Below are 19,414 nucleotides of genomic sequence, written 5' to 3' on the forward strand. Positions count from 1 at the left end.
CCAGAATCGCGTCGGCGGGACGTCGACGGGATCGATGATCCGCCGGCGTACGGCATGCCGCCTTGATCTGCGTCAACCCTGGGTCTCAGGGGCGTTGATCGACCCGGTCAATCCAGCGGCTCGACGGCGTGGGTCTCGTCGAGGTGGAACACGGCATCGAACTGGCGCGGCATGCGCGAATACAGGTAATGGCTCTGCATTTCCGTGTCGGGGAGATAGAGGACGCCGATCGCGCGCTCCAGGAGCGGCCCGTCCAGCTGCGCAACGGCATCGTGCGCGAACGGAAGGTAGAATGCCTCGAGCCCGCTACGGTAGAACACGTGCTCGTAGCTACCCTCCACGGCCTCGTTCACGCGCCTGCTTTCCGCCTCGCCGCCCCACTCCCGTGCAGCCCTGACCGTGCCCGTATAGGTCGTGAAACCCACGAGGAACACCGGTCCGGACGACGGCACCAGCCTCATCAACTGGCCCAGGTTGTGCTCGCCGCCCAGCGACATTTCGGTGGCGCGGGCGTCTCCCACGTGCGAGTTGTGGGCCCAGACCAGGACTCGCCCTTCCCTCCCCTGTGCGCGAAGGTGCGCCTGCAAGGCCATCAGCGTTTGGGCCATGTGCGCATCGCGCATGTTCCAGCTGAGCGCGCGCGAACCGAACATCGCGCGGTAATACGATTCCGCGTTCGCCACGACGACGGCGTTCCGCTCGGCGAAGAAATAGGCGTCTTCGGGATCGGGTACGTCGGCGGTCTTGTATTCGCCCTGCCGCTGTACCAGTTCCGCCAGGCGCTGCCTGACAGCTTCGCCGCAATCCGGGCGAAGTCCGTGCACGGCTTCATAGCCATAGCGTTGCGGGTCGCGCACATGATCGAGCGCGGCATACTGGCGCCGCGCGATCTCGGCCTGTTCCCTGTCGACGGTACCGAGGTAGTCGATCACCGCGTCCGCCGAGCGGTAAAGACTGTACATATCCAGCCCGTAGAAGCCGGAGCGCTCTGCCTTCGGCAGCGACGCATTGTGGACGGTGAGCCAATCGATGAAGTCCACCACCGCGGTGTTTCTCCACATCCAACGGGGAAATCGCTGGAAATCCGCCAGGCTCCCGAAGGCAGAGGCTTTGTCGTCGCCACCGCCACGGACATGGCGGTCCACGCGACAGCAATCGGGCCAATCACCTTCGACGGCGACGGCATCGAAGTGCCGCTCGGCGATCAGGCGGCGGCTTATTGCCGCTCGCATCCGATAGAACTCGTCCGTACCGTGTGTAGCCTCCCCCAGCATGACAATCCGGCATTGTCCGGCACGTTCGACGAGGTCGTCGTAGTCGGCGTCATCGCCTTCCAGCGCCGTGGCACCGGAACGGATGCTCGCGATCTGCGCGTGTTCGTTCATCGGATGGCCTCATGCGCCCGGAAGAAAGATGCGCCTCCCCCCGCTATGGAGAGGCGCACGAAGGCTCTAGCTGACCTTCAACTTCCGTGCGCTTCCGTTTTCCTTCTTGGGTAGCGTCAGCGTCAGGACGCCATTCTCGTAATGTGCCTCGGCCTTGTCCGACGACACGGCAGCGGGCAAGGTGAATGCGCGGTATGCCTGGCCGAAGGAACGTTCCGTCACGATCTCGCGCTCGCCTTCCTTCTGGCGGGTTTCACGCCGCACCTCGGCGGTGATGGCCACCTGGTTGTCGTTGATCGAGATGTCGATGTCCTTCTTGTCCACACCCGGAATATCCGCCTTCACCTTGTACGCACCGTCGCTTTCGGTCACGTCGATGCGCATGTCGGGCGCGATCTCCGCGTTGCCCCACGAGGCGCGCGGAAAGGCATTGCGGACGAGGTCGTCGAAGTCGGGAAAACGATCGATGCCCGACAGCGATTTGAGTGGATTCCAGCGAATCATGCTCGTCATGGTCGGTAACTCCTCTTCGGTTCTGGGGACGGCATCCGAACCGGCGTGGCGCGCCGGGGCTGCCCTCTCGAAACCTACGCGATCGCGCGCCCGTGCCTATTGACCGCGGTCAACATGCGGCAACCAGCGGGCGAACCAGTCCCCGGCCATTGCCGCGACCTGTTCCAGTGCGCCGTGCTCCTCGAACAAATGCGTGGCGTTTGGCACGAGTCGCAGCTCGCCGACACCCGTCACTGCCGCCAGAGCCTGGCGGTTGAGGGCTATCACCTGTGTGTCGGCACCACCCACGATGAACAGCGTTGGCGCACCCACCTTGGCCAGCGCCAGCGGTCCCGCCAGATCAGGTCTGCCGCCGCGGGAAACCAACGCCCGGATGTCGTCGCGCAGGGCCGCAACCGTGATCGCCGCGGCGGCCCCGGTGCTCGCGCCGAACAGGCCGACAGGCATGTTCGCCACGTGTGGCTCGTCGGCCAGGCGGTTCAGCACACCATCGAGCCGGCGGGCGAGCTTCGCGATGTTGAACCGCTCGGAGAACGTCGCATCTTCGTCGGGACTCAACAGGTCGAACAGCAATGTGGCGAACCCGCGATCTTCGAGCGCACGCGCCACATGCTTGTTCCGCGTACTGTGCCGGCTGCTGCCGCTGCCGTGGACGAATACCACGCAGCCCCTCGCGTCCGCCGGAACGTGCAGGTCGCCCTCCAGCATGACGCCATCGACCGCGAAACGCATGCCACAGACGAAGGGGGCGGTCCTGGGGTGACCCGCGGGTTTCAGCAGCTGGATGACTTCAGCGTCTTCGACCGCGGGAAAGGAAAGATAGTGCTCTCCCACCGACCGGAAGTGCCTGGGCACGGACAGGCAGACTACTTCGTCTGCCAATGACTTGATCGATGGAATCCGGTCTGCCGAAGCCACGGGAACGGCCGCAATCAACCGGGCGGGACCATGCCGCCGCGTGGCGGCCAGGGCGGCGCGCATCGTGGCCCCCGTGGCCAGGCCGTCGTCCACGACGATGACGACCCGGCCCTTCGGGTCGTGCGCAACACGATGCGGGCTATAGAGCCGGCGCCGCTCCTCGATGCGCGCGAATTGCCTCGATGCCTCGCGGCTCAGGTACGCGTCGCCAAGCCCCAGCTGGCCGGCTTCATCGCCGATCTCCAGGTGACCGCTCTCGTCGATCGCGCCGACGGCGAATTCCTCGTTCCCCGGCGCGCCGAGCTTCCGTACGAGCACGACGTCGAGGTCACCGTCGAGGTGGTCTGCGACGACCCTACCGACGACCACCCCGCCCCTCGGGATCCCGAGCACGAGCGGATGCGTGCCGCGCAGTCCCGCCAGGGCGGCGGCGAGTTGTTCACCCGCATCCTTCCGGTCGAGGAAGGCCTCGTATGTGGCAGGAAGCATAGGTCCCTCCGACATCGTGGCAAACGGTACTACCCGATGAAACCTCCACTCCTGCGCCCGTGTGTTGACGCCGGTCAACAGACGGGCGGCAACCGGGAAGATCGCCAACGCCGGTTACGCGCGTACCGTCCGAAAGGTGAGACGCAAGGCGGAGAGGAGGAAATACAGGCCGCCGAAGGCGGCATACGGAGCCAGCCCGACAATGCTCGGCTCGTGGTCGAACGACTTGATGACCATGAAGACGCCGGCAAGCGCGGACTGCGCGCCGCTGAGCATCATGAAAGCCTGACCACCCAGCTTGCGGCGGCCGATGCCTACCCAGAGCTGGAACAGGCCCGCCAGCAGGGCCCAGATACCGAAGACCAGCACACCGCCGGCGGTTCCGTGCGTGATGAGCGCCGCGACGAGTGCGACAGCCGTCGCCGTGCTTGTCGCGGCATTCAGGCGCTGGCCCGGGTTGGCGCGCAGCCCGCCGGAGCGCTGGGCGTCGATGAAGTTCGCGGCGGCGTCCCAGGCGGGATACAGCACCATCAACGTGGCGCTGAAAGCGAAAGGAACGTTGAGCTGAGCGAACAGCACCACCAGCGCGACCCAGGAGAAAGAGACCACGGCGCGGAGGTAGTAATAGTTACGAAGGAAGTTCATGGGGTTGTCCTCGTTAGGGAGGCCAACCCTACTAGTCGGTAGGCTTGGCGTCAACTACTTCGTTCTCAGCAGCACAGAACCTTGCTCAGTCCTTGAAACTAACCCGACCTACTGGTAGGCTGACACCCATGAGTACCCGTGAAAAGCTCCTCGATTCCGCCCGTTACCTCATCCAGACGCGCGGCTACAGCGGCTTCAGCTATGCCGATGTCGCCGCCCAGGTGGAGGTACGCAAGGCGTCCATCCATCACCATTTCCCTGCCAAGGCGGACCTTGCCAAGGCCGTGGTCGAACAGTCGCGTGGCATCATCGGCGAGCAGATACGCATGATGGAAAGCGAGGCCTTCGACCCCTTGCGGCAACTGCGGGGCTATACCGGCTACTGGGAAAAGTGCATCGCCGATGCGTCGGCGCCCTTCTGCGTCGCGGGCATGCTGGCCAGCGAACTCGATTGCCTGCCGGAAGATCTCGCCGAAAGCGTCCGTATGCACTTCCGCGACCTGTCGCGGTGGCTGGAGACGGTGCTTACGGCCGGTGCGCAGCGCGGCGTGTTCACGCTGAAGAGCGCCGCCAGCGTGGAGGCCGAATCGTTCATGTCGACGGTCTACGGCGCGATGATTCTCGCGCGCGCTTACGGCCAGCCCGACAAGTTCACCCAGGTGGTGGAAGGTGCCTTGCGGCGTCTGCTCCATTCGGATGCCGCGGCCGCTGCAACGCACTGACGCCTGGTTCCGGTCATGACCGGCCTTTCGCGGGCGCCGGGGCGAAATACGTCGTAACCATTTGCTTCCTTCCCGACAAACCCAGGCAAGACCTCCGGCGCACCGTGGGCATACCCCATGAACCGTGAGGATTGTCCATGAACCTGCTCCCCGCCATCGCCGCCGCCGCGTTCGCCGCCCTGCCCGTTGCGGCCTTCGCCACCACCATCACCACGACAAACGTGAACCTGCGCGCCGGGCCGAGTACGACCTACCCTCGGGTGACGACCATACCGACGCATGCCGAGATTCTCACGCACGGTTGCCTGCAGGACATGAGCTGGTGCGATGTGAGCTGGGGTAGCCAGCGCGGCTGGGTGTCGTCGAGATACGTGTTGGCCGTAACGGAACGCCGCACCGTCGTCGTCACGGAAGAGACGGCACCGAGCGTCGGCATCGCCGTGGTGAGCTTCAACCATGGCTACTGGGAGCGCTATTACCCGGCACGGCCGTGGTACGGGAGCTGGACGGTGTATGCGCGGCCGTTGCCTTCGCCGCCGCCCCCTGCGGTCGTGCACCGCGGCGTCACTGCGTGTGGACCGCGTGGCTGCGTGCACACCGGCGCGACTTACCGTCGCTGGTGACAAGGAACCGCGGGAGCGCCGCAAGCGCTCTCGCGGTGGCAGGATCAGAAATGCCAGCCGGCGTACAGGCTGACCGTCACTTGCGATTCCTTCTGCACCAAGGGGCTGTCCTTCACGTTGGCCATCAACGTACCGGCACTGATGCCGCCCCCCAGCACCCAATCGCCCTCGGTGGCATAACGCAGGCCGATGTTGAGCGAGTATTCCTGGAAGCCCGCAGGTGCGCGGTAGCCAGGCAGGGTCGTCTGCGGTGTCTTTGCCGTATCCACACCGAAGTAGGTGGTGTTGTGCTGGCGGTTGCCCCATACGACACGCGGGCCCGCCACGATCGCAAAGCGGTCGCTCAACGGAAACACCTGCTGTGCGGCGAGCGTGAGCGTCGTACCCTGCCCGTGCCCGGACAGGTCCGTGTCCGACCGCAGGCTCACGAGGCCACCCGGGCGGAAGCGGTAGCCGAGAAGGAAGCCGCCCAGCACGCTGCGATCGATATCCTGCAGGCCGCGCAGATAGTCATCGTCCGACGTCTTTCGTGGCGCGATGTTCTGGTACGACAGGCTGATGCCACCGACCCACCCACCGGTGTTCAATGGAGTGAAGCCGAACTGCAGCGAATTGCCGCCGTAACGATTGCCGAGATAGGCGTAAGGCGTGGGAAGGTCGACACGCAGCACCGGCACGGCGTTGGCCTGCCGCCTGTCGCTGCCGATGTATTCCGGCCGCGAGACGACACCGATGCCGATGTCGCCGTGAGCCGTGTCCTGGGCGAAGACGGCAGGGACGAAGGCTGCGCAACCGAGCAGCGCAACGGCGGCGTGTCGGGCACGAAGGAAGGAGGGGCGCATGGGGATCCTTTTGCTGAAAAAGGAGCGGCAGCGCGGCACCGTGCGCGGGGGACGGACGGTTGGGGGGAGCGGGCCGCGCTGCCGCAAAGCGAATCAGTTGCCGGGGTATCCGGGCAAGGGTGGCGCGATCAGCGCCCGGCGTTGGCCTTCATGACGGCCACGTCAGCGCAATGGCGGCGACAAACAGCGTTCGCATGGAAGTCTCCTTGTGGCGCCGGCGGAAGTGCCGACCCCATAGAGGCTATACAGCGTCAGCTGGCAGGTGATGTCGAAAACGAACCCAGTTGTTTCAGGAGGCTTCAACGCAAGACCACGGCGCGCAACGGCAAGGCCACGCTGGCACAGAGCCCACCGCCGCTGCGCGCCACGAGCGAGAGCGTGCCGCCATGCAGGCGCACGAGGCGGTCGACGATCGCCAGGCCCAGGCCGGTACCGGGCACACTGGCGCGGCCTGTATCGGCGCGCGTGAACGGCTGCCGCATCCGTGCCACCTGGTCGTACGGTATCCCCGGACCACGGTCCAGGACATCGACATGCACGTGGCCCTCGTCGTAACGCGTGCGCACTTCCAGGCCAGTGCGGGCATAACGCACGGCATTCTCCATCAGGTTGGCCAGCACGCGTTGCATGGAAACCGGCCGGAAACGCAGCGCGGGCAACGGCGCCAGGGAAAGCTGGAACGGCACATCGCGCGCCTCGAACTCGCCGGCGAGCTGCATCACCAGCGTGTTGAGGTCCGCATCCACCATCTGTTCGCCGCCACCCGAACCGGCGCGGCCATAATCGAGGAACTGGCTCACGATGGCGTCGATCCGTTCAATATGCGCCACTTCCGGCGCGTTGCGCTCGCGTGACTCCAGCGCAAGGCGAAGCTTTGTCAGGGGCGTGCGGATATCGTGGGATATGCCCGCCAGCATTTCCGCACGTACCGCTTCCATGCCGCGAAGATTGTCGGACATGGCATTGAAATGCGTCGCCACTTCGGCCAGCTCGGCAACGCTGTATTCGGGAAGCCGTACGTCCGCGCCCTCGCCCACCAGCCGCGCCGCGTCAACCACATCACGCAGGGGGCGGTTGATGCGACGCTGGATCAGCAGCGCTATGGCGGTGGCCAGCGCCATGATCGTGAGTGAGACGAGCAGTACGGACGTGATGAGGCTTTCCCGCGACATCGCGCTGGGCGGCAAGGTGAACCATGCACGGCGGTCGCCGATGTTCATGCGCACCCAGGGGTGCGGCTGCGGCGCGTCCGCCCAGCGGAAGGCCATGTCGGGAGAGAGGTTGTCGCGCATGCTGCCGGCAAACCTGGCGACCAGCGAGATGCTGTTTCCGACGGCCGTGTCGGGTGGCGGCGGGTTCTCCTGCAGGATGAGCCGGCCCGAGCCGGTGAGGTAGTTCAGGTAGGCGCGCTGCTCCGCCGGCGCCATATGCGCGAACGCGCTATCGATGGCGTTGAGTTCGATGGCGACGAGCCGGCCGACCTCCGCCGCGCGAGGCCCCTGCACGTAAAGGAAGGCGGCGACCCAGAGCAACTGCGCGAGGAGGGCGAAAGCGAGAAGCAGGCCGAGGTTGCGCCCGAACAGCGTGCGCGGCAACAGCTTAACCATGGCTGCCATCGGGCACGAACATGTACCCGATGCCCCACACGGTGCGGATGTACTTCGGCGCGGAAGGATCGTCCTCGATCTTGCGGCGCAGGCGCAGCACCTGCACATCGAGGCTTCGATCCAGCGATTCGTGTTCCCTGCCCTTTACCTTGTCCAGGAGGTGGTCGCGCGACATGGGCCGCCGCGGGTTGGCCGCGAACACGCGCATCAACTGGAACTCCAGGCTCGACAGCGCGATGACGTCGTCGCCCCGGCGCAACTCCACGCGCGACACATTGAGGACGAACGGGCCGAATGTCATCACGTCGTCCGTGCCCCATGTCTGCGTGCTGTGCAGCATCTTCTGCCGGCGCAACATCGCCTGCAGACGCGCGGTGAGTTCGCGCGGATCGAACGGCTTGGCGAGGTAATCGTCCGCGCCCATTTCCAGGCCCACGATGCGGTCCACCGCCTCCCCGCGCGCGGTGAGCATGAGGATGGGGATGGTGTGGCCGCCGAAGCGCAGCCGACGGCAGACGGAAAGACCATCCTCGCCGGGCATCATCAGATCGAGCACCAGTGCATCGTAGGGTTCGCGTTCCAGCGCCCGATCCAGCTGCCCGGCGTTGCCCACGGCGTGCACGTCGAAGCCGTGCCCGCTGAGGTAGCGGCGCAGCATGCCGCGCAACTCGTCGTCATCGTCGAGGATCAGGATTCGTGGTGCGCGCGCGTTCAAGGGCGGGACTCGGTAACCGGGCCACCATTCTGGGTGTGCCCCGCCGACGACCGCAAGGCGAAAAACCGGCCTGAAATAGCCTGTAACAATTTCCGTTACAGGCGACATCACTGCCCAACCGGGCCTTTCGACCATTTCGGCCTGCCTGCCCGCCGGCCTTGCGGGCCTGCCCTCTCTCCTCCGGAGTCGTTCGATGAAGACCCGACGCCGCTGGCGCTACGCCGGCCTGGTCATGCTTGTTGCTGCCGTGCTCGCCCTCGTGGCGTGGTACCGGCATCGTGCACCCGCTGCCGCTACCGAACACCCGCGCGTGGTCGCCACGCAACCGGTGCAGCGGCGCGAGGTGGATGTGTACGTGGACGCCATCGGGACCGTGACGCCGACGCATACCGTGACCGTGCGCGCGCAGGTGGAGGGCACGCTCACCGGGCTGAACTTCCGCGAAGGCCAGGCGGTGAAGGCCGGCGACGTGCTGGCCACCATCGATGACCGCGCCCTGCGCGCACAGGTGGCAGCCGCCGAAGGTGCATTGCAGCGTGACGAGGCCGCACTGCGCAACGCCCAGGCCGATCTTGCCCGTTACCGCGAACTGGTGAAGATCGGTTCGGTGACGCAGCAGCAGGTGGACACGCAAGCCGCCGCCGTGGAACAGGCCATGGGCACCGTGCGCAGCGACCGGGGCCAGCGCGACAACCTGGCGGTGCAACTCGGCTACACCCGGGTAGCCGCGCCCATCGGCGGGGTGGCAGGCCTGCGCGCGGTGGATGTCGGCAACCTCGTGGCGCCTTCGGATACCGGCGGCATCGTCACCCTGGCCACCGTTTCACCCATCAGCGTGAAGTTCGCGGTCACGGAAGACCAACTCGGCCAGGTGCTCGCCGCCATGCATCGCGGGGAGGTGCCGGTGGAACTGGCCGATCGCGCCGGCAAACCGCTGGGCCGCGGGGTGCTGGAGGCCGTGGACAACCGCGTGGATACGACGACGGGAACGGTCACCATGCGCGCGATATTCCCGAACGACCCGATGACGCTCTATCCGAACCAGTTCGTCAACGCACGCCTGCGCGTGAATACGCTTCGTGCTGCCAGCGTGGTGCCGGCCCGTGCGATCCAGCATGGCGTGAAGGGCGACTTCGTCTTTGTCGCCATCGGCGGGAAAGCCGTGCAGCGCGCGGTGATCGCGGGGCCCGTCGATGGGACGATGCAGGCGATCACGACTCCCGGCGGGGGCGCGGCCTTGCAGGCCGGCGAACGTGTGGTGATTTCCGGTGGCGATGCGCTCGTCGACGGCGCCGCGGTGAGCGAAGCCTCCAGACCATGAACCTGTCGCGCCCCTTCATCCAGCGGCCCGTTGCCACCGCGCTGCTGATGCTGGCCGTGCTGCTGGCCGGCATCCTCGGTTGGCGCGCGCTGCCGGTTTCCGCACTGCCCGAGGTGGATTACCCCACCATCCAGGTTTATACCAACCTGCCCGGTGCCAGCCCCGATGTCACCGCGTCGAGCGTCACCTCGCCGCTGGAGCGCCAGCTTGGGCAAATGGCCGGGCTGCAGCGCATGGATTCGAGCAGCGCACTGGGCGCCTCGGTCGTCACGCTCACCTTCGAGCTTTCCACATCGCTGGACGAGGCGGAGCAGGAAGTGCAGGCGGCGATCAATGCCGCCAACGCGTACCTGCCGAAGGACCTTCCCTACCCGCCGGTTTACAGCAAGGTGAATCCGGCCGATCCACCGGTGCTTACGCTGGCGATGACCTCGGCGCAATGGCCGCTCACGCGCGTGCAGGAGCTGGCCGAGACGCGTATCGCACAGGCCATCTCGCAGATGTCGGGCGTGGGCCGGGTGACCGTGAGCGGCGGCGAGCGGCCCTCCGTGCGCGTGGCGGTGAACATGCCGGCGCTGAACCAGAAGGGGCTAACCCTCGCCAGCGTCACCGACGCGATCCAGGCCGGCAGCGTCAACGGCGCGAAGGGTTTGATCGATGGCCCGGACCTCTCCTACGCGGTGGGCGCGAACGACCAGTTGACCGATGCGGCTGGGTTTGCCGGCGTTGTGCTTGCCGCAGGCGAGAGTGCGTTGCTCGGTCTGCGCGACATCGCCACGGTGGCCGAAGGCGCGGAAGATACGCGACAGGCCGCGTGGGCCGATCGCGAGCCGGCCATCCTCATCAGCATCCAGCGTCAGCCGGGCGCGAACGTGGTGGCGACGGTGGACCGGATCGCCGCCGAGCTGCCGCGACTCGGCGCCAGCCTGCCCGCCAACGTGAAGCTCGCGGTGCTCAACGACCGCACCGGCAGCATCCGTGCCTCCGTCCACGACGTGGAATGGGAGCTGCTGTTCGCACTGATGCTGGTGATCGCCACCGTATGGGTGTTCCTCGGCGACTGGCGCGCCACCCTCGTGCCGGCCATCGCCGTGCCCGTGTCGCTGGTGGGCACGGTGGCGGCGACCTACGCGCTGGGTTTCAGTCTCAACAACCTCACGCTGATGGCGCTCACCGTGGCCACGGGCTTCGTCGTGGACGATGCCATCGTGATGATCGAAAACGTGGCCCGGCACGTGGACGACGGCACCGAACCCCGCAAGGCCGCGACGGAAGGGGCCGGCGAAGTGGGCTTCACCATCGTATCCCTCTCGCTCGCGCTCATCGCGGTGCTGATCCCGCTGCTGTTCATGGGCGACGTCGTGGGCCGCCTGTTCCGCGAGTTCGCCGTTACCCTTTCCGCAGCCATCGTCGTTTCGGCGCTCATCACGCTGACGCTCACGCCGACGCTGTGCGCGCGCCTGCTGCGCCCCCAGGCACACGATCGACAGCGATGGCTCAAGCGCCTCGAAGGCGCCTACGTGAAGTTGCTGGACCGTGCCCTCGCCGGTCGCCGCTGGATGCTGGCCGCGGTGGCGCTGGCCACGCTCGCAACGGTCGCCACGGTGCTGGTGCTGCCCAAAGGCCTGTTTCCCGTGCAGGACACAGGTCTGCTGCAAGGCGCGGTGAAAGGGCCTGTGGATGCCTCGTTCGCCCGCATGCGCGAATTGCAGGCCACCGCGATCGACACTCTGCTGAAAGACCCCGCGGTGGCCGGCGTGTCGTCCTCGCTGGGAATCGACCAGACGAATCCGATGCCGGGCACCGCCCCCGTGCAGGTGCGGCTGCGCGCCCCGGGCGACGGCGGCGAACCGGCCGCCGAAGTGGTGGCCCGCCTGGTCCGGGCAGTGGCGGGCAGCAAGGATCCCGCCACCTTGTATCTGCATCCCGTGCAGGACCTGACGCTCGATACGCACGCCGGCTCATCCACGTACACCGTGGGCCTGGCGTCCGCCGATGGCACTGCGCTGGTGGATGCCGGCCGCCGCGTACTGGCCGGCATGCGCACGGACCCCGTGTTCACCGACGTGCACAGCGATGCGCTGGAACGTGGCCGCCGCATCATGCTCGGCATCGACCGCCGACGCGCAGCGCAGTTGGGCGTGACGGTGCAGGCGATCGACGACGCGTTGTATGCAGCTTTCGGCCAGCAACAGGTCACGACGATCTACACCGACCTCTCGCAGTACCACGTGGTGGTGGGCGCGGCGACGGGGGCGGCGACACCGGAGGCCGCCCTGCGCGCACTTTACGTGCCCGGCACGGACGGCAAGCCCGTACCGCTCGCCGCCGTCGCACGCATCGGTGGCGACGACGCGCCAGTGGTGCTGATGCGCGAACGCCAGTTCCCGTATGTGGACCTCTCGTTCGACCTGGCCGGTGGCGTGGCGCTCGATGAGGCAGTTTCGCACCTGGAGAAGCGGGTGGAGGAGGCGAAGCTGCCAGCGTCGGTGCGGCTGGACATGCAGGGCACGCTGGGCAGCTTCGCCGGTTCGCTCGACGGCCAGGCCGCCCTGCTGCTCGCGGCCGTCGTGGTGGTGTACCTCACGCTGGGTTGCCTGTACGAGAGTTTCATCCATCCGCTGACCATCCTCTCGACGCTGCCCTCGGCGGCACTGGGCGCGGTACTGGCGCTCGGCCTCGTCGGCCTGGATTTCGACATCATCGCCCTGATCGGCGTGGTGCTGCTGGTCGGCATCGTGATGAAGAACGCGATCATGATGATCGACTTCGCCATCGCACGCGAACGCGAGGGCAAGCCGCCGCTCGATGCGATTCGCGAGGCATGCGAACTGCGCTTCCGCCCCATCCTCATGACCACCCTGGCCTCGCTGCTGGGCGCCGTGCCGCTGGCCTTCGGCGGGGGCATGGGCTCGGAACTGCGCGAACCGCTGGGCGTGGCGATCATCGGCGGACTCATCGTGAGCCAGTTGCTGACGCTGTTCACCACGCCGGCCATCTACCTCAGCCTGCACCGTGCGGAACACGCGGTGGCGAGCCACATCTGACCATGGCGCTCAATCTTTCCGCGCCGTTCCTGACCCGCCGCGTTGCGAGCACCCTGCTGGCCGTCGCCCTGGCGCTGGCAGGCATCCTGGCGTTCCGCGCCCTGCCCGTGGCTGCCTTGCCTCAGGTGGAATTCCCGACCATCGCGGTGACTGCCACGCTGCCAGGTGCCGCTCCGGGCACCGTGGCGAGCGCAGTGGCGCTGCCGCTGGAACGACAGTTCACCGGCATCGCCGGCATCACCGAGATGACCTCCACGAGCTACGCCGGCTCGGTGCGCATCGTGTTGCAGTTCGATCTGGACCGCGACATCGACGGTGCCTCGCGCGATGTGCAGGCCGCGATCAATGCCGCGCGCAGCCGACTGCCCGCGGATCTCGCCGGCAATCCCACCTATCGCAAGGTGAACCCCGCGGAAGCCCCCGTCCTGGTGCTGGCCCTTACCTCGAAGACGGCCAGCACCGCGCAGATGTACGACGCCGCCTCCACCGTGTTGCAGCAGCGCCTGTTGCAGACCGAAGGCGTGGGCGACGTGATGGTGGGCGGCGGTTCGTTGCCCGCGGTGCGCGTCGAGATCGACCCCGACAAGCTCAACCACCACGGGCTGGCCCTGGAAGACGTGCGCCGGGTACTGGCCAGCGCGAACGCCAACGGGCCCAAGGGCCAGATCGACCATGCCGGGCGCAGCGCCGTGCTCGGAGCCAACGACGCCCTGGGTGATGCGGCCGCGTTCGCGCCACTCGTCGTCCGTACGCATGACGACGCGCAGGTGTCGCTTTCCGACCTGGGCACGGTGACCGACAACCTGGAAAACCTGCGCAACTGGGGTACGGTGGATGGAGAAACGGCCGTTGCCATCATCATCAGCAAGCGCCCCGACTCCAATGTCGTGGCCACTGTGGATCGCCTGCGTGCGATGCTGCCCGAGTTGCAGGCCTCGATCCCCGCCGATATCAGGCTGAGTCCCGTGCTTGATCGCACGCAGACCATCCGCGCCTCCCTGCACGATGTGGAGCTGACGCTGGTGATCTCCGTGCTGCTCGTCATCGCAGTCACCTGGGCGTTCTTCCGCGACTGGCGCACGACGCTCGTTCCGGCGATCGCCGTGCCGCTTTCGCTGCTGGGCACCTTTGCCGTGATGTGGGCACTCGGATACAGCCTGAACATCCTCTCGCTGATGGCGCTGACCATCTCCACCGGCTTTGTCGTGGACGATGCCATCGTGGTGGTGGAGAACATCGTGCGCCACCTGGGCATGGGCAAGTCGCGCGTGCAGGCGGCGCTGGACGGCGCGGGCGAGGTGGGCTTCACCGTGCTGAGCATCAGCGTCTCTCTGGTGGCGGTGTTCATCCCGCTGCTGCTTATGGGCGGTCTTGTCGGCCGCCTGTTCCGCGAGTTCGCCGTCACGCTCTCCGCTGCCATCGTCATATCGATGATCGTGTCGCTGGTACTGACACCGGTGATGAGCGGAATGCTGCTGCGGCGCTCAAACGATCCCCAGGCACAGGGCGCGGGCGAGAACGGCTGGTACGGCCGCAGCCTGAAGGTGGCGCTGCGGCACCCGCGCACGATGGTGGGCATGACGGTGCTCGCGATGTTCGCCACGCTGGGCCTCATGGTCGCCATTCCCAAGGGCTTCTTTCCCCAGCAGGATACGGGCCTGCTGATCGGCCAGGTGCTCGCCCCCCAGAACATCTCTTTCGCCGAGATGCAACGACGCTTCCAGGCAGTGGCGGAAGCCCTTCGCCGCGATCCGGACGTGGAGAACGTGTTCGGCTTCGTCGGCGGCAGCGGCGTGAATGCCAACAACACCGGCGCGGTGTACATCACGCTGAAGGCGCTGGGCAAACCACGCACCGCGAGCGCCGCGGCGGTCATGGACCGTGCGCGGGAGCGGTTCGCGAAGGATGCCGGGGTGACCGTGACCTTGCAGGCGATCCAGGATATCGCCGTCGGCGGACGGCAGACCGCTGCGCAATATCAATACACGCTGTCGGCCGCATCGCAGGCCGATCTCGATCGCGTGGTGCCCCGGGTGGAGACGGCGCTTCGCGCCATGCCGGAGCTGGCCGATGTGGCCAGCGACCGCCAGGACCGCAGCCTGGGCGCCACCTTGCAGATCGACCGCACGGCGGCCGCCCGGCTGCACGTCGACGTGGCCGCGATCGACCAGGCCTTGTATGACGCGTTCGGGCAACGCCAGGTCTCCACGATGTACAAGGCACTGAACCAATACCACGTGGTGATGGCGCTGGCCCCGCGGTACTGGCAATCGCCGGATGCGCTCAGGCGGATCTATGTACCGTCTTCACAGACGCCGGCGGCGCTCGTGCCCCTTTCGGCGGTGGCGGCCTACTCCACCACGCCGGCCGCCATAGCGCTCTCGCACCAGGGCCAGTCGCCTTCGGTGACGCTCTCGTTCAACCTCAAGCCGGATGCGTCGATCGGCGCGGTGCGCACGAAGATCACCCGCACGGTGGAGGCCATGCACCTGCCGCCGGGTGTGCATGCGGGCTTCGGTGGCAGCGCCGGCGCCTTCGCCGATACGATTCGCACGATGCCGGTGCTGCTGATCGCGGCGCTTGCCGCGGTGTACATCGTGCTCGGCATCCTCTACGAAAGCTTCCGCCACCCGCTCACCGTGCTTTCCACGTTACCCTCCGCCGGCGCGGGCGCGTTGCTCGCCCTCCTGCTGTGCGGCTACGAGTTCACGGTGATCGCGTTGATCGCGATCATCCTGCTGATCGGCATCGTGAAGAAGAACGCGATCATGATGATCGACTTCGCGCTGGTGGAGGAACGTGTGCGCGGCCTGGAGCCGGGCGACGCCATCTATCGCGCAAGCCTGGCGCGCCTGCGGCCCATCCTGATGACCACGCTCGCCGCCGTGCTGGGCGCGGTGCCGCTGGTGTTCGTCGGGGGCTATGGCGCCGAATTCCGCCACCCGCTGGGCGTCGCCATCATCGGCGGCCTGCTGCTGAGCCAGCTACTCACCCTGTACTCAACGCCCGCGATTTACCTGTGTATCGAGCGCTGGCATCGCCGGCGCGCCCCAACGGACGCCACACCATGATCCACGCTCCTGTACGTCTCGCAGGTCTTGTCATGCTCGCCTGCCTCGCCGCCTGCACCGTGGGCCCGGCGTATCGCCCCCCTGCGCTGGAGACTCCCGCCTCCTTCAAGGATGCGGGCGTCACATGGAACCGCGTGACCCCTGGCGCGGCCGTCGTCGACGATGGTCCGTGGTGGAAGGCCTACGGCGATCCCGCGCTGAATGCGCTGGTGGCGCGCTCGCTCGCCGCGAACCCCGCGATCGAACAGGCAGAAGCCAACTGGCGGCAGGCACTTGCCGCGGTGGGCGAGGCACGTGCCGCCGCATGGCCCGCGCTCGGCCTGGGCGTGAGCGGAAGCCGCAGCAGCAATGCGCTGCGTCAGGTGGACCCGGCAGGGTTGCCGGGTCTTGAAGGGCTGACCGACGGCGTGACGACGCGCGTGGCCGTGCAGGCCAACGCGAGCTGGGAGCCGGATGTGTGGGGCAGCGTGCGTCAACAGACGATCGCTGCCGGAGCCACGGCAGACGCCAGCGGCGCCACGGCAAGTGCGCAGCGCCTGAGTATCGCCGGCACCGTGATAAGCACCTACCTTTCCATACGCCAGCTCGATATCGATCTCGAACTGCTGGGCCGGCAGGTGGCCCTTTACCGCGCGCTGCGCGATACGAGCGAGGCGGCGCATGCGCTAGGAGGGGCATCGTTCGACGACGTACTGGCCGCGCGCAACCGCCTCGACCAGGCGACCACCGCGCTGACAACGGCGCGCATCTCCCGCGAGCAGGCAGAGCACGCCCTGGCGGTGCTCTGCGGCAGCGCGCCGGCGGCGTTTTCCCTCGAGCCGCAAGCCGGATATCGCTTCGTCACCCCGGCCGTTCCGGCCACCCTGCCCTCGGACGTGTTGCGGGCGCGCCCGGATATCGCTGCAGCGGAGCGGCAAGTGGCCGCGGCGAACGCGCAGGTGGGCGTCGCGCAGGCGGCGTGGTTCCCGACGATCCAGCTAACCGCCAGTGGCGGCTATCAGGGGTCGTCGCTCGCACACCTGTTCAGCGCGCCGCATGAGATCTGGTCGCTCGGTCCGCAACTTGCGGTTACGCTGTTCGACGGCGGCGCGCGACGTTCGCGCGTGGCCCAGGCCAAGGCCGGTTACGACAGTGCCGCGGCCGGCTATCGCCAGGCGGTACTGGCCGCCATGCAGGAAGTGGAGGACGACCTTTCCGCGCTCAATCACCTGGGCGAGCAGCGCCGGATACAGGGCGATGTGCTCGCACGCCAGGCCACCCTGCTCGCGAACCGCCGCGCGCAGCATGCGGCCGGCACGGCCAGCGCCAACGATGTACTCGCGGACGAGCTGAGCGAGGCCGTGGCACGGAAGAATGCCGCCGATGCGCAGGCCCAGGAAGCGATGGCCAGCGTAAAACTGTGGGTGGCTGCCGGTGGCGCTACCGCTGCAACGAAGATCGCGCGGGGTCGGCTGGATACCGATCGATGACCTCGGCCGGCCACTCGGACACGACCCGCCCTGCCTCGAGCTTCAGCACGCGGTCCGCCAGACCGAAATAACGGTCGTCGTGGGTGATCGCCACGACCGTCTTGCCCTGCGCCTTCAGGTCCGGCAGCAGGGTACGGTAGAAGTAATCGCGAAAGTGCACATCCTGATCGGCGGCCCACTCGTCGAAGAAGAAGATATCGCGGTCTTCCGCGTAGCATTGCAGAAGCGCCAGGCGCTTCCGCTGCCCGGTGGAGAGGGTGAGTTTCGACAGTTCCCCCTGCTCGACCCGTACCTGGGAACCCAGCCCAAGGGACGCGAGAAGGTTCCGGATGCGCTCGTCGGAAAGGGTGCGTCCAGCGGCATCGAGCACATGGGGAAAGAGGAAGAAGTCGCCGAACACGCCGGTGAAGCGCCGGCGATGCCGTTGTTTGTCCCGATCCAGCGGCACGCCGTCGATCAGGAGTTCGCCTGTGCGTGGGGTGAGCAGCGAGGCGAGCAGGAGCAACAGCGTGGACTTGCCGCTGCCATTGCCCCCTACGATGAACAGAAGTTCACCGCGCCGGATTTCCATGTCGATCGGCCCCAACGCGATGCGTCCGTCCTCGTCGCCAGGATAGGCATAGGTGACATCCCGAAGCGCCATGTTGCTCCATGTGTCCCGGCCTTCCGACTCGTGTCCAGGCGCGGAGGGTTCGACCTCGCCACCAAGGTCCAATCCCACCCGTTGGAGGTGCCGCAAGCTGGCGGTGCCCACACCTACCTGCCGAGCGGCGCTCACGATGAACGCCACGGGCCCGCTGAGGAAAAGCGCACCGATCACGAAGCGCATGATGGTCGCCTGCGGCAACGCCAGCGTCGCATAGCCGACATAGACGACGACGAACACCGATGCGTAGATCACTGCCGACGACCACGCTTCGTTGAAACCGAGGCCCGTATGCACCTGGATCATCAGGCGCCGCGAACGGCCTATGGCCGGCCGGATGAGCTGATCGGCGACGTGCCGTGCACGCGCCGAATTGAGTGCCAGTTCCTTCTTCCCCTCGCTCAGGTAGCGGAAGTATTCGAACACTTTTTCGTTGGCTTCGCGCAGAGCGTCGAAGCGGCGGCGAAGGAATCGCTCCAGCGCGAGCGAGGCTGCCACCGTGGCGCAGAGAAAGAGCGCGAGTATGCACAGGAGCGGCGACGACACGCTGGCCAGGTAGCCGGCATAGAGCGCGACGAGGAGCAGGTTGTACGCCAACAGGGGCGCGACGAGCACCAGTGGCGCGATGCTTGCCACGTCCTCGATGAGTGAGCCGAAGATCGCATGTTTCTCGTTGGCCAGCTTCTCGTACTCCAGGTCGATGAAGCGGCGCGACAGAACGAGGCGCAGCTGTGCGACCAGATCGCCGCCCAGGCGCGCAAGAATGAACTGCGACATGGCACCGGTTGCGAGCACGGCCAGCAACCAGCCTGCACCCACCCACAGGGCCGCTGTACGGATGGCAGGCAGGCCATTTGCCGCGAGTTCGTTGATATGCGACAGCAAGGCCATGGTGCAGGCCGCGCTTGCGGCGGAAAGAACCACGGCCCCCAGCACAAGGGCGCGGTGCTGAACGATGAAGCGCTTGAGGATCATCGAAGCACCCTTCCCTCCGAGGAAGCGACGTCCTCACATGGTGCCAGAAACGCATAGCCGTCATGCGGTATCGATTGCACGCTAATTCGGCAAGCGCGGCGAATACGCCTTCGGAACTCTTCAGAATGCTTCGGCAGCGTCGTCGTGGACGCGCCCGCCGCGACGCGCTTTCTTCAACGTCCGGGCGCACACCTGAAAAAAAACCTGAGGAGTACTCGTATGCAGACCGACAAGATCCTGGCGGGATGGCTGAGTGGCGCCGATAGCGTGGGTGGGTATGACAACCCGGCCGGCTCGCTCTACACCGAGGGCCATGCCCAGACGGTGATGGCGATGACCAGCACGGACATCGCACTGGTTTCGAATTGCAGTTCGTGTACGGCTTCCCGGCCGGGCGTCTGCTGCTGACAGGCAGTAGCCGCGATA

General features: G+C 66.7%; 15 protein-coding genes. 7 read left to right on the forward strand and 8 right to left on the reverse strand.

Annotated features, from left to right (window positions below):
* Positions 1–107: 107 nt before the first annotated feature.
* The 4 genes from HBF26_RS00445 to HBF26_RS00460 form a co-directional block, all read right to left on the reverse strand.
* The gene (locus HBF26_RS00445; RefSeq protein ID WP_167121994.1) at positions 108–1,385 is read right to left on the reverse strand and encodes an erythromycin esterase family protein; all 1,278 of its coding nucleotides are present in this window, start codon (positions 1,383–1,385) and stop codon (positions 108–110) included.
* A gap of 66 nt (positions 1,386–1,451) precedes the next feature.
* A complete protein-coding gene (locus HBF26_RS00450; RefSeq protein ID WP_167121997.1) occupies positions 1,452–1,898 on the reverse strand; it encodes an Hsp20/alpha crystallin family protein in 447 nt (148 codons plus the stop codon).
* A gap of 96 nt (positions 1,899–1,994) precedes the next feature.
* Entirely contained in the window at positions 1,995–3,413 is a 1,419-nt protein-coding gene (locus HBF26_RS00455) for a phosphoribosyltransferase family protein (RefSeq protein WP_240151146.1), read from the reverse strand.
* Positions 3,414–3,419: 6 nt separating this feature from the next.
* A complete protein-coding gene (locus HBF26_RS00460) occupies positions 3,420–3,950 on the reverse strand; it encodes a DUF308 domain-containing protein (RefSeq protein ID WP_167121999.1) in 531 nt (176 codons plus the stop codon).
* Between the two features lie 128 nt (positions 3,951–4,078).
* Here HBF26_RS00460 and HBF26_RS00465 point away from each other — a divergent pair, with 128 nt between their 5' ends.
* The gene (locus HBF26_RS00465) at positions 4,079–4,672 is read left to right on the forward strand and encodes a TetR/AcrR family transcriptional regulator (protein ID WP_167122001.1); all 594 of its coding nucleotides are present in this window, start codon (positions 4,079–4,081) and stop codon (positions 4,670–4,672) included.
* A gap of 137 nt (positions 4,673–4,809) precedes the next feature.
* On the forward strand, positions 4,810–5,295 hold the full coding sequence (locus HBF26_RS00470; protein WP_167122003.1) for an SH3 domain-containing protein: 486 nt from the start codon (positions 4,810–4,812) through the stop codon (positions 5,293–5,295).
* Positions 5,296–5,339: 44 nt separating this feature from the next.
* Here HBF26_RS00470 and HBF26_RS00475 read toward each other — a convergent pair whose 3' ends face one another.
* The 3 genes from HBF26_RS00475 to HBF26_RS00485 form a co-directional block, all read right to left on the reverse strand.
* On the reverse strand, positions 5,340–6,137 hold the full coding sequence (locus tag HBF26_RS00475; protein WP_167122005.1) for a MipA/OmpV family protein: 798 nt from the start codon (positions 6,135–6,137) through the stop codon (positions 5,340–5,342).
* Positions 6,138–6,436: 299 nt separating this feature from the next.
* Complete coding sequence (locus HBF26_RS00480) at positions 6,437–7,744, reverse strand: ATP-binding protein (protein WP_167122007.1); 1,308 nt, start codon at positions 7,742–7,744, stop codon at positions 6,437–6,439.
* Positions 7,737–8,459: a response regulator gene (locus tag HBF26_RS00485; protein ID WP_275690544.1), complete on the reverse strand. Its 723-nt coding sequence runs from the start codon at positions 8,457–8,459 to the stop codon at positions 7,737–7,739. Before HBF26_RS00485 ends, HBF26_RS00480 begins: the two co-directional genes overlap by 8 nt.
* A gap of 193 nt (positions 8,460–8,652) precedes the next feature.
* Here HBF26_RS00485 and HBF26_RS00490 point away from each other — a divergent pair, with 193 nt between their 5' ends.
* From HBF26_RS00490 to HBF26_RS00505, 4 genes are read left to right on the forward strand one after another with little or no spacing between them, the layout of a single operon-like run.
* Positions 8,653–9,780 (forward strand): efflux RND transporter periplasmic adaptor subunit, encoded by a 1,128-nt coding sequence (locus tag HBF26_RS00490; protein WP_167122011.1) that lies wholly within the window; start codon positions 8,653–8,655, stop codon positions 9,778–9,780.
* Entirely contained in the window at positions 9,777–12,827 is a 3,051-nt protein-coding gene (locus tag HBF26_RS00495) for an efflux RND transporter permease subunit (protein WP_167122013.1), read from the forward strand. Before HBF26_RS00490 ends, HBF26_RS00495 begins: the two co-directional genes overlap by 4 nt.
* Before the next feature lie 2 nt (positions 12,828–12,829).
* Positions 12,830–15,898: an efflux RND transporter permease subunit gene (locus HBF26_RS00500; RefSeq protein WP_167122015.1), complete on the forward strand. Its 3,069-nt coding sequence runs from the start codon at positions 12,830–12,832 to the stop codon at positions 15,896–15,898.
* Positions 15,895–17,367: an efflux transporter outer membrane subunit gene (locus HBF26_RS00505; RefSeq protein ID WP_167122017.1), complete on the forward strand. Its 1,473-nt coding sequence runs from the start codon at positions 15,895–15,897 to the stop codon at positions 17,365–17,367. Before HBF26_RS00500 ends, HBF26_RS00505 begins: the two co-directional genes overlap by 4 nt.
* Here the strand turns inward: HBF26_RS00505 and HBF26_RS00510 are convergent.
* Positions 17,318–18,988 carry a cyclic peptide export ABC transporter gene (locus HBF26_RS00510; RefSeq protein WP_167122019.1) on the reverse strand — a complete coding sequence of 557 codons (1,671 nt, stop codon included), beginning with the start codon at positions 18,986–18,988 and terminating at the stop codon, positions 17,318–17,320. The two genes, HBF26_RS00505 and HBF26_RS00510, sit on opposite strands and share 50 nt — an antisense overlap.
* 219 nt (positions 18,989–19,207) lie before the next feature.
* On the opposite strand from HBF26_RS00510, the gene HBF26_RS00515 reads away from it, so the two are divergent.
* Entirely contained in the window at positions 19,208–19,396 is a 189-nt protein-coding gene (locus HBF26_RS00515) for a DUF6229 family protein (RefSeq protein WP_167027432.1), read from the forward strand.
* Positions 19,397–19,414: the final 18 nt, after the last annotated feature.

Origin of the sequence: Luteibacter jiangsuensis, from assembly GCF_011742555.1 — a bacterium.
GTDB classification, from domain to species: Bacteria; Pseudomonadota; Gammaproteobacteria; order Xanthomonadales; family Rhodanobacteraceae; genus Luteibacter; species Luteibacter jiangsuensis.

What these genes read in the sequence shown, in the direction of transcription:
- HBF26_RS00515 (WP_167027432.1), top strand. Translation starts at nt 19,208, where the DNA reads ATGCAGACCGACAAGATCCTGGCGGGATGGCTGAGTGGCGCCGATAGC.
- HBF26_RS00495 (WP_167122013.1), top strand. Translation starts at nt 9,777, where the DNA reads ATGAACCTGTCGCGCCCCTTCATCCAGCGGCCCGTTGCCACCGCGCTG.
- HBF26_RS00445 (WP_167121994.1), bottom strand. Translation starts at nt 1,385, where the DNA reads ATGAACGAACACGCGCAGATCGCGAGCATCCGTTCCGGTGCCACGGCG.
- HBF26_RS00510 (WP_167122019.1), bottom strand. Translation starts at nt 18,988, where the DNA reads ATGATCCTCAAGCGCTTCATCGTTCAGCACCGCGCCCTTGTGCTGGGG.
- HBF26_RS00490 (WP_167122011.1), top strand. Translation starts at nt 8,653, where the DNA reads ATGAAGACCCGACGCCGCTGGCGCTACGCCGGCCTGGTCATGCTTGTT.
- HBF26_RS00450 (WP_167121997.1), bottom strand. Translation starts at nt 1,898, where the DNA reads ATGACGAGCATGATTCGCTGGAATCCACTCAAATCGCTGTCGGGCATC.
- HBF26_RS00470 (WP_167122003.1), top strand. Translation starts at nt 4,810, where the DNA reads ATGAACCTGCTCCCCGCCATCGCCGCCGCCGCGTTCGCCGCCCTGCCC.
- HBF26_RS00460 (WP_167121999.1), bottom strand. Translation starts at nt 3,950, where the DNA reads ATGAACTTCCTTCGTAACTATTACTACCTCCGCGCCGTGGTCTCTTTC.
- HBF26_RS00475 (WP_167122005.1), bottom strand. Translation starts at nt 6,137, where the DNA reads ATGCGCCCCTCCTTCCTTCGTGCCCGACACGCCGCCGTTGCGCTGCTC.
- HBF26_RS00480 (WP_167122007.1), bottom strand. Translation starts at nt 7,744, where the DNA reads ATGGTTAAGCTGTTGCCGCGCACGCTGTTCGGGCGCAACCTCGGCCTG.
- HBF26_RS00500 (WP_167122015.1), top strand. Translation starts at nt 12,830, where the DNA reads ATGGCGCTCAATCTTTCCGCGCCGTTCCTGACCCGCCGCGTTGCGAGC.
- HBF26_RS00505 (WP_167122017.1), top strand. Translation starts at nt 15,895, where the DNA reads ATGATCCACGCTCCTGTACGTCTCGCAGGTCTTGTCATGCTCGCCTGC.
- HBF26_RS00465 (WP_167122001.1), top strand. Translation starts at nt 4,079, where the DNA reads ATGAGTACCCGTGAAAAGCTCCTCGATTCCGCCCGTTACCTCATCCAG.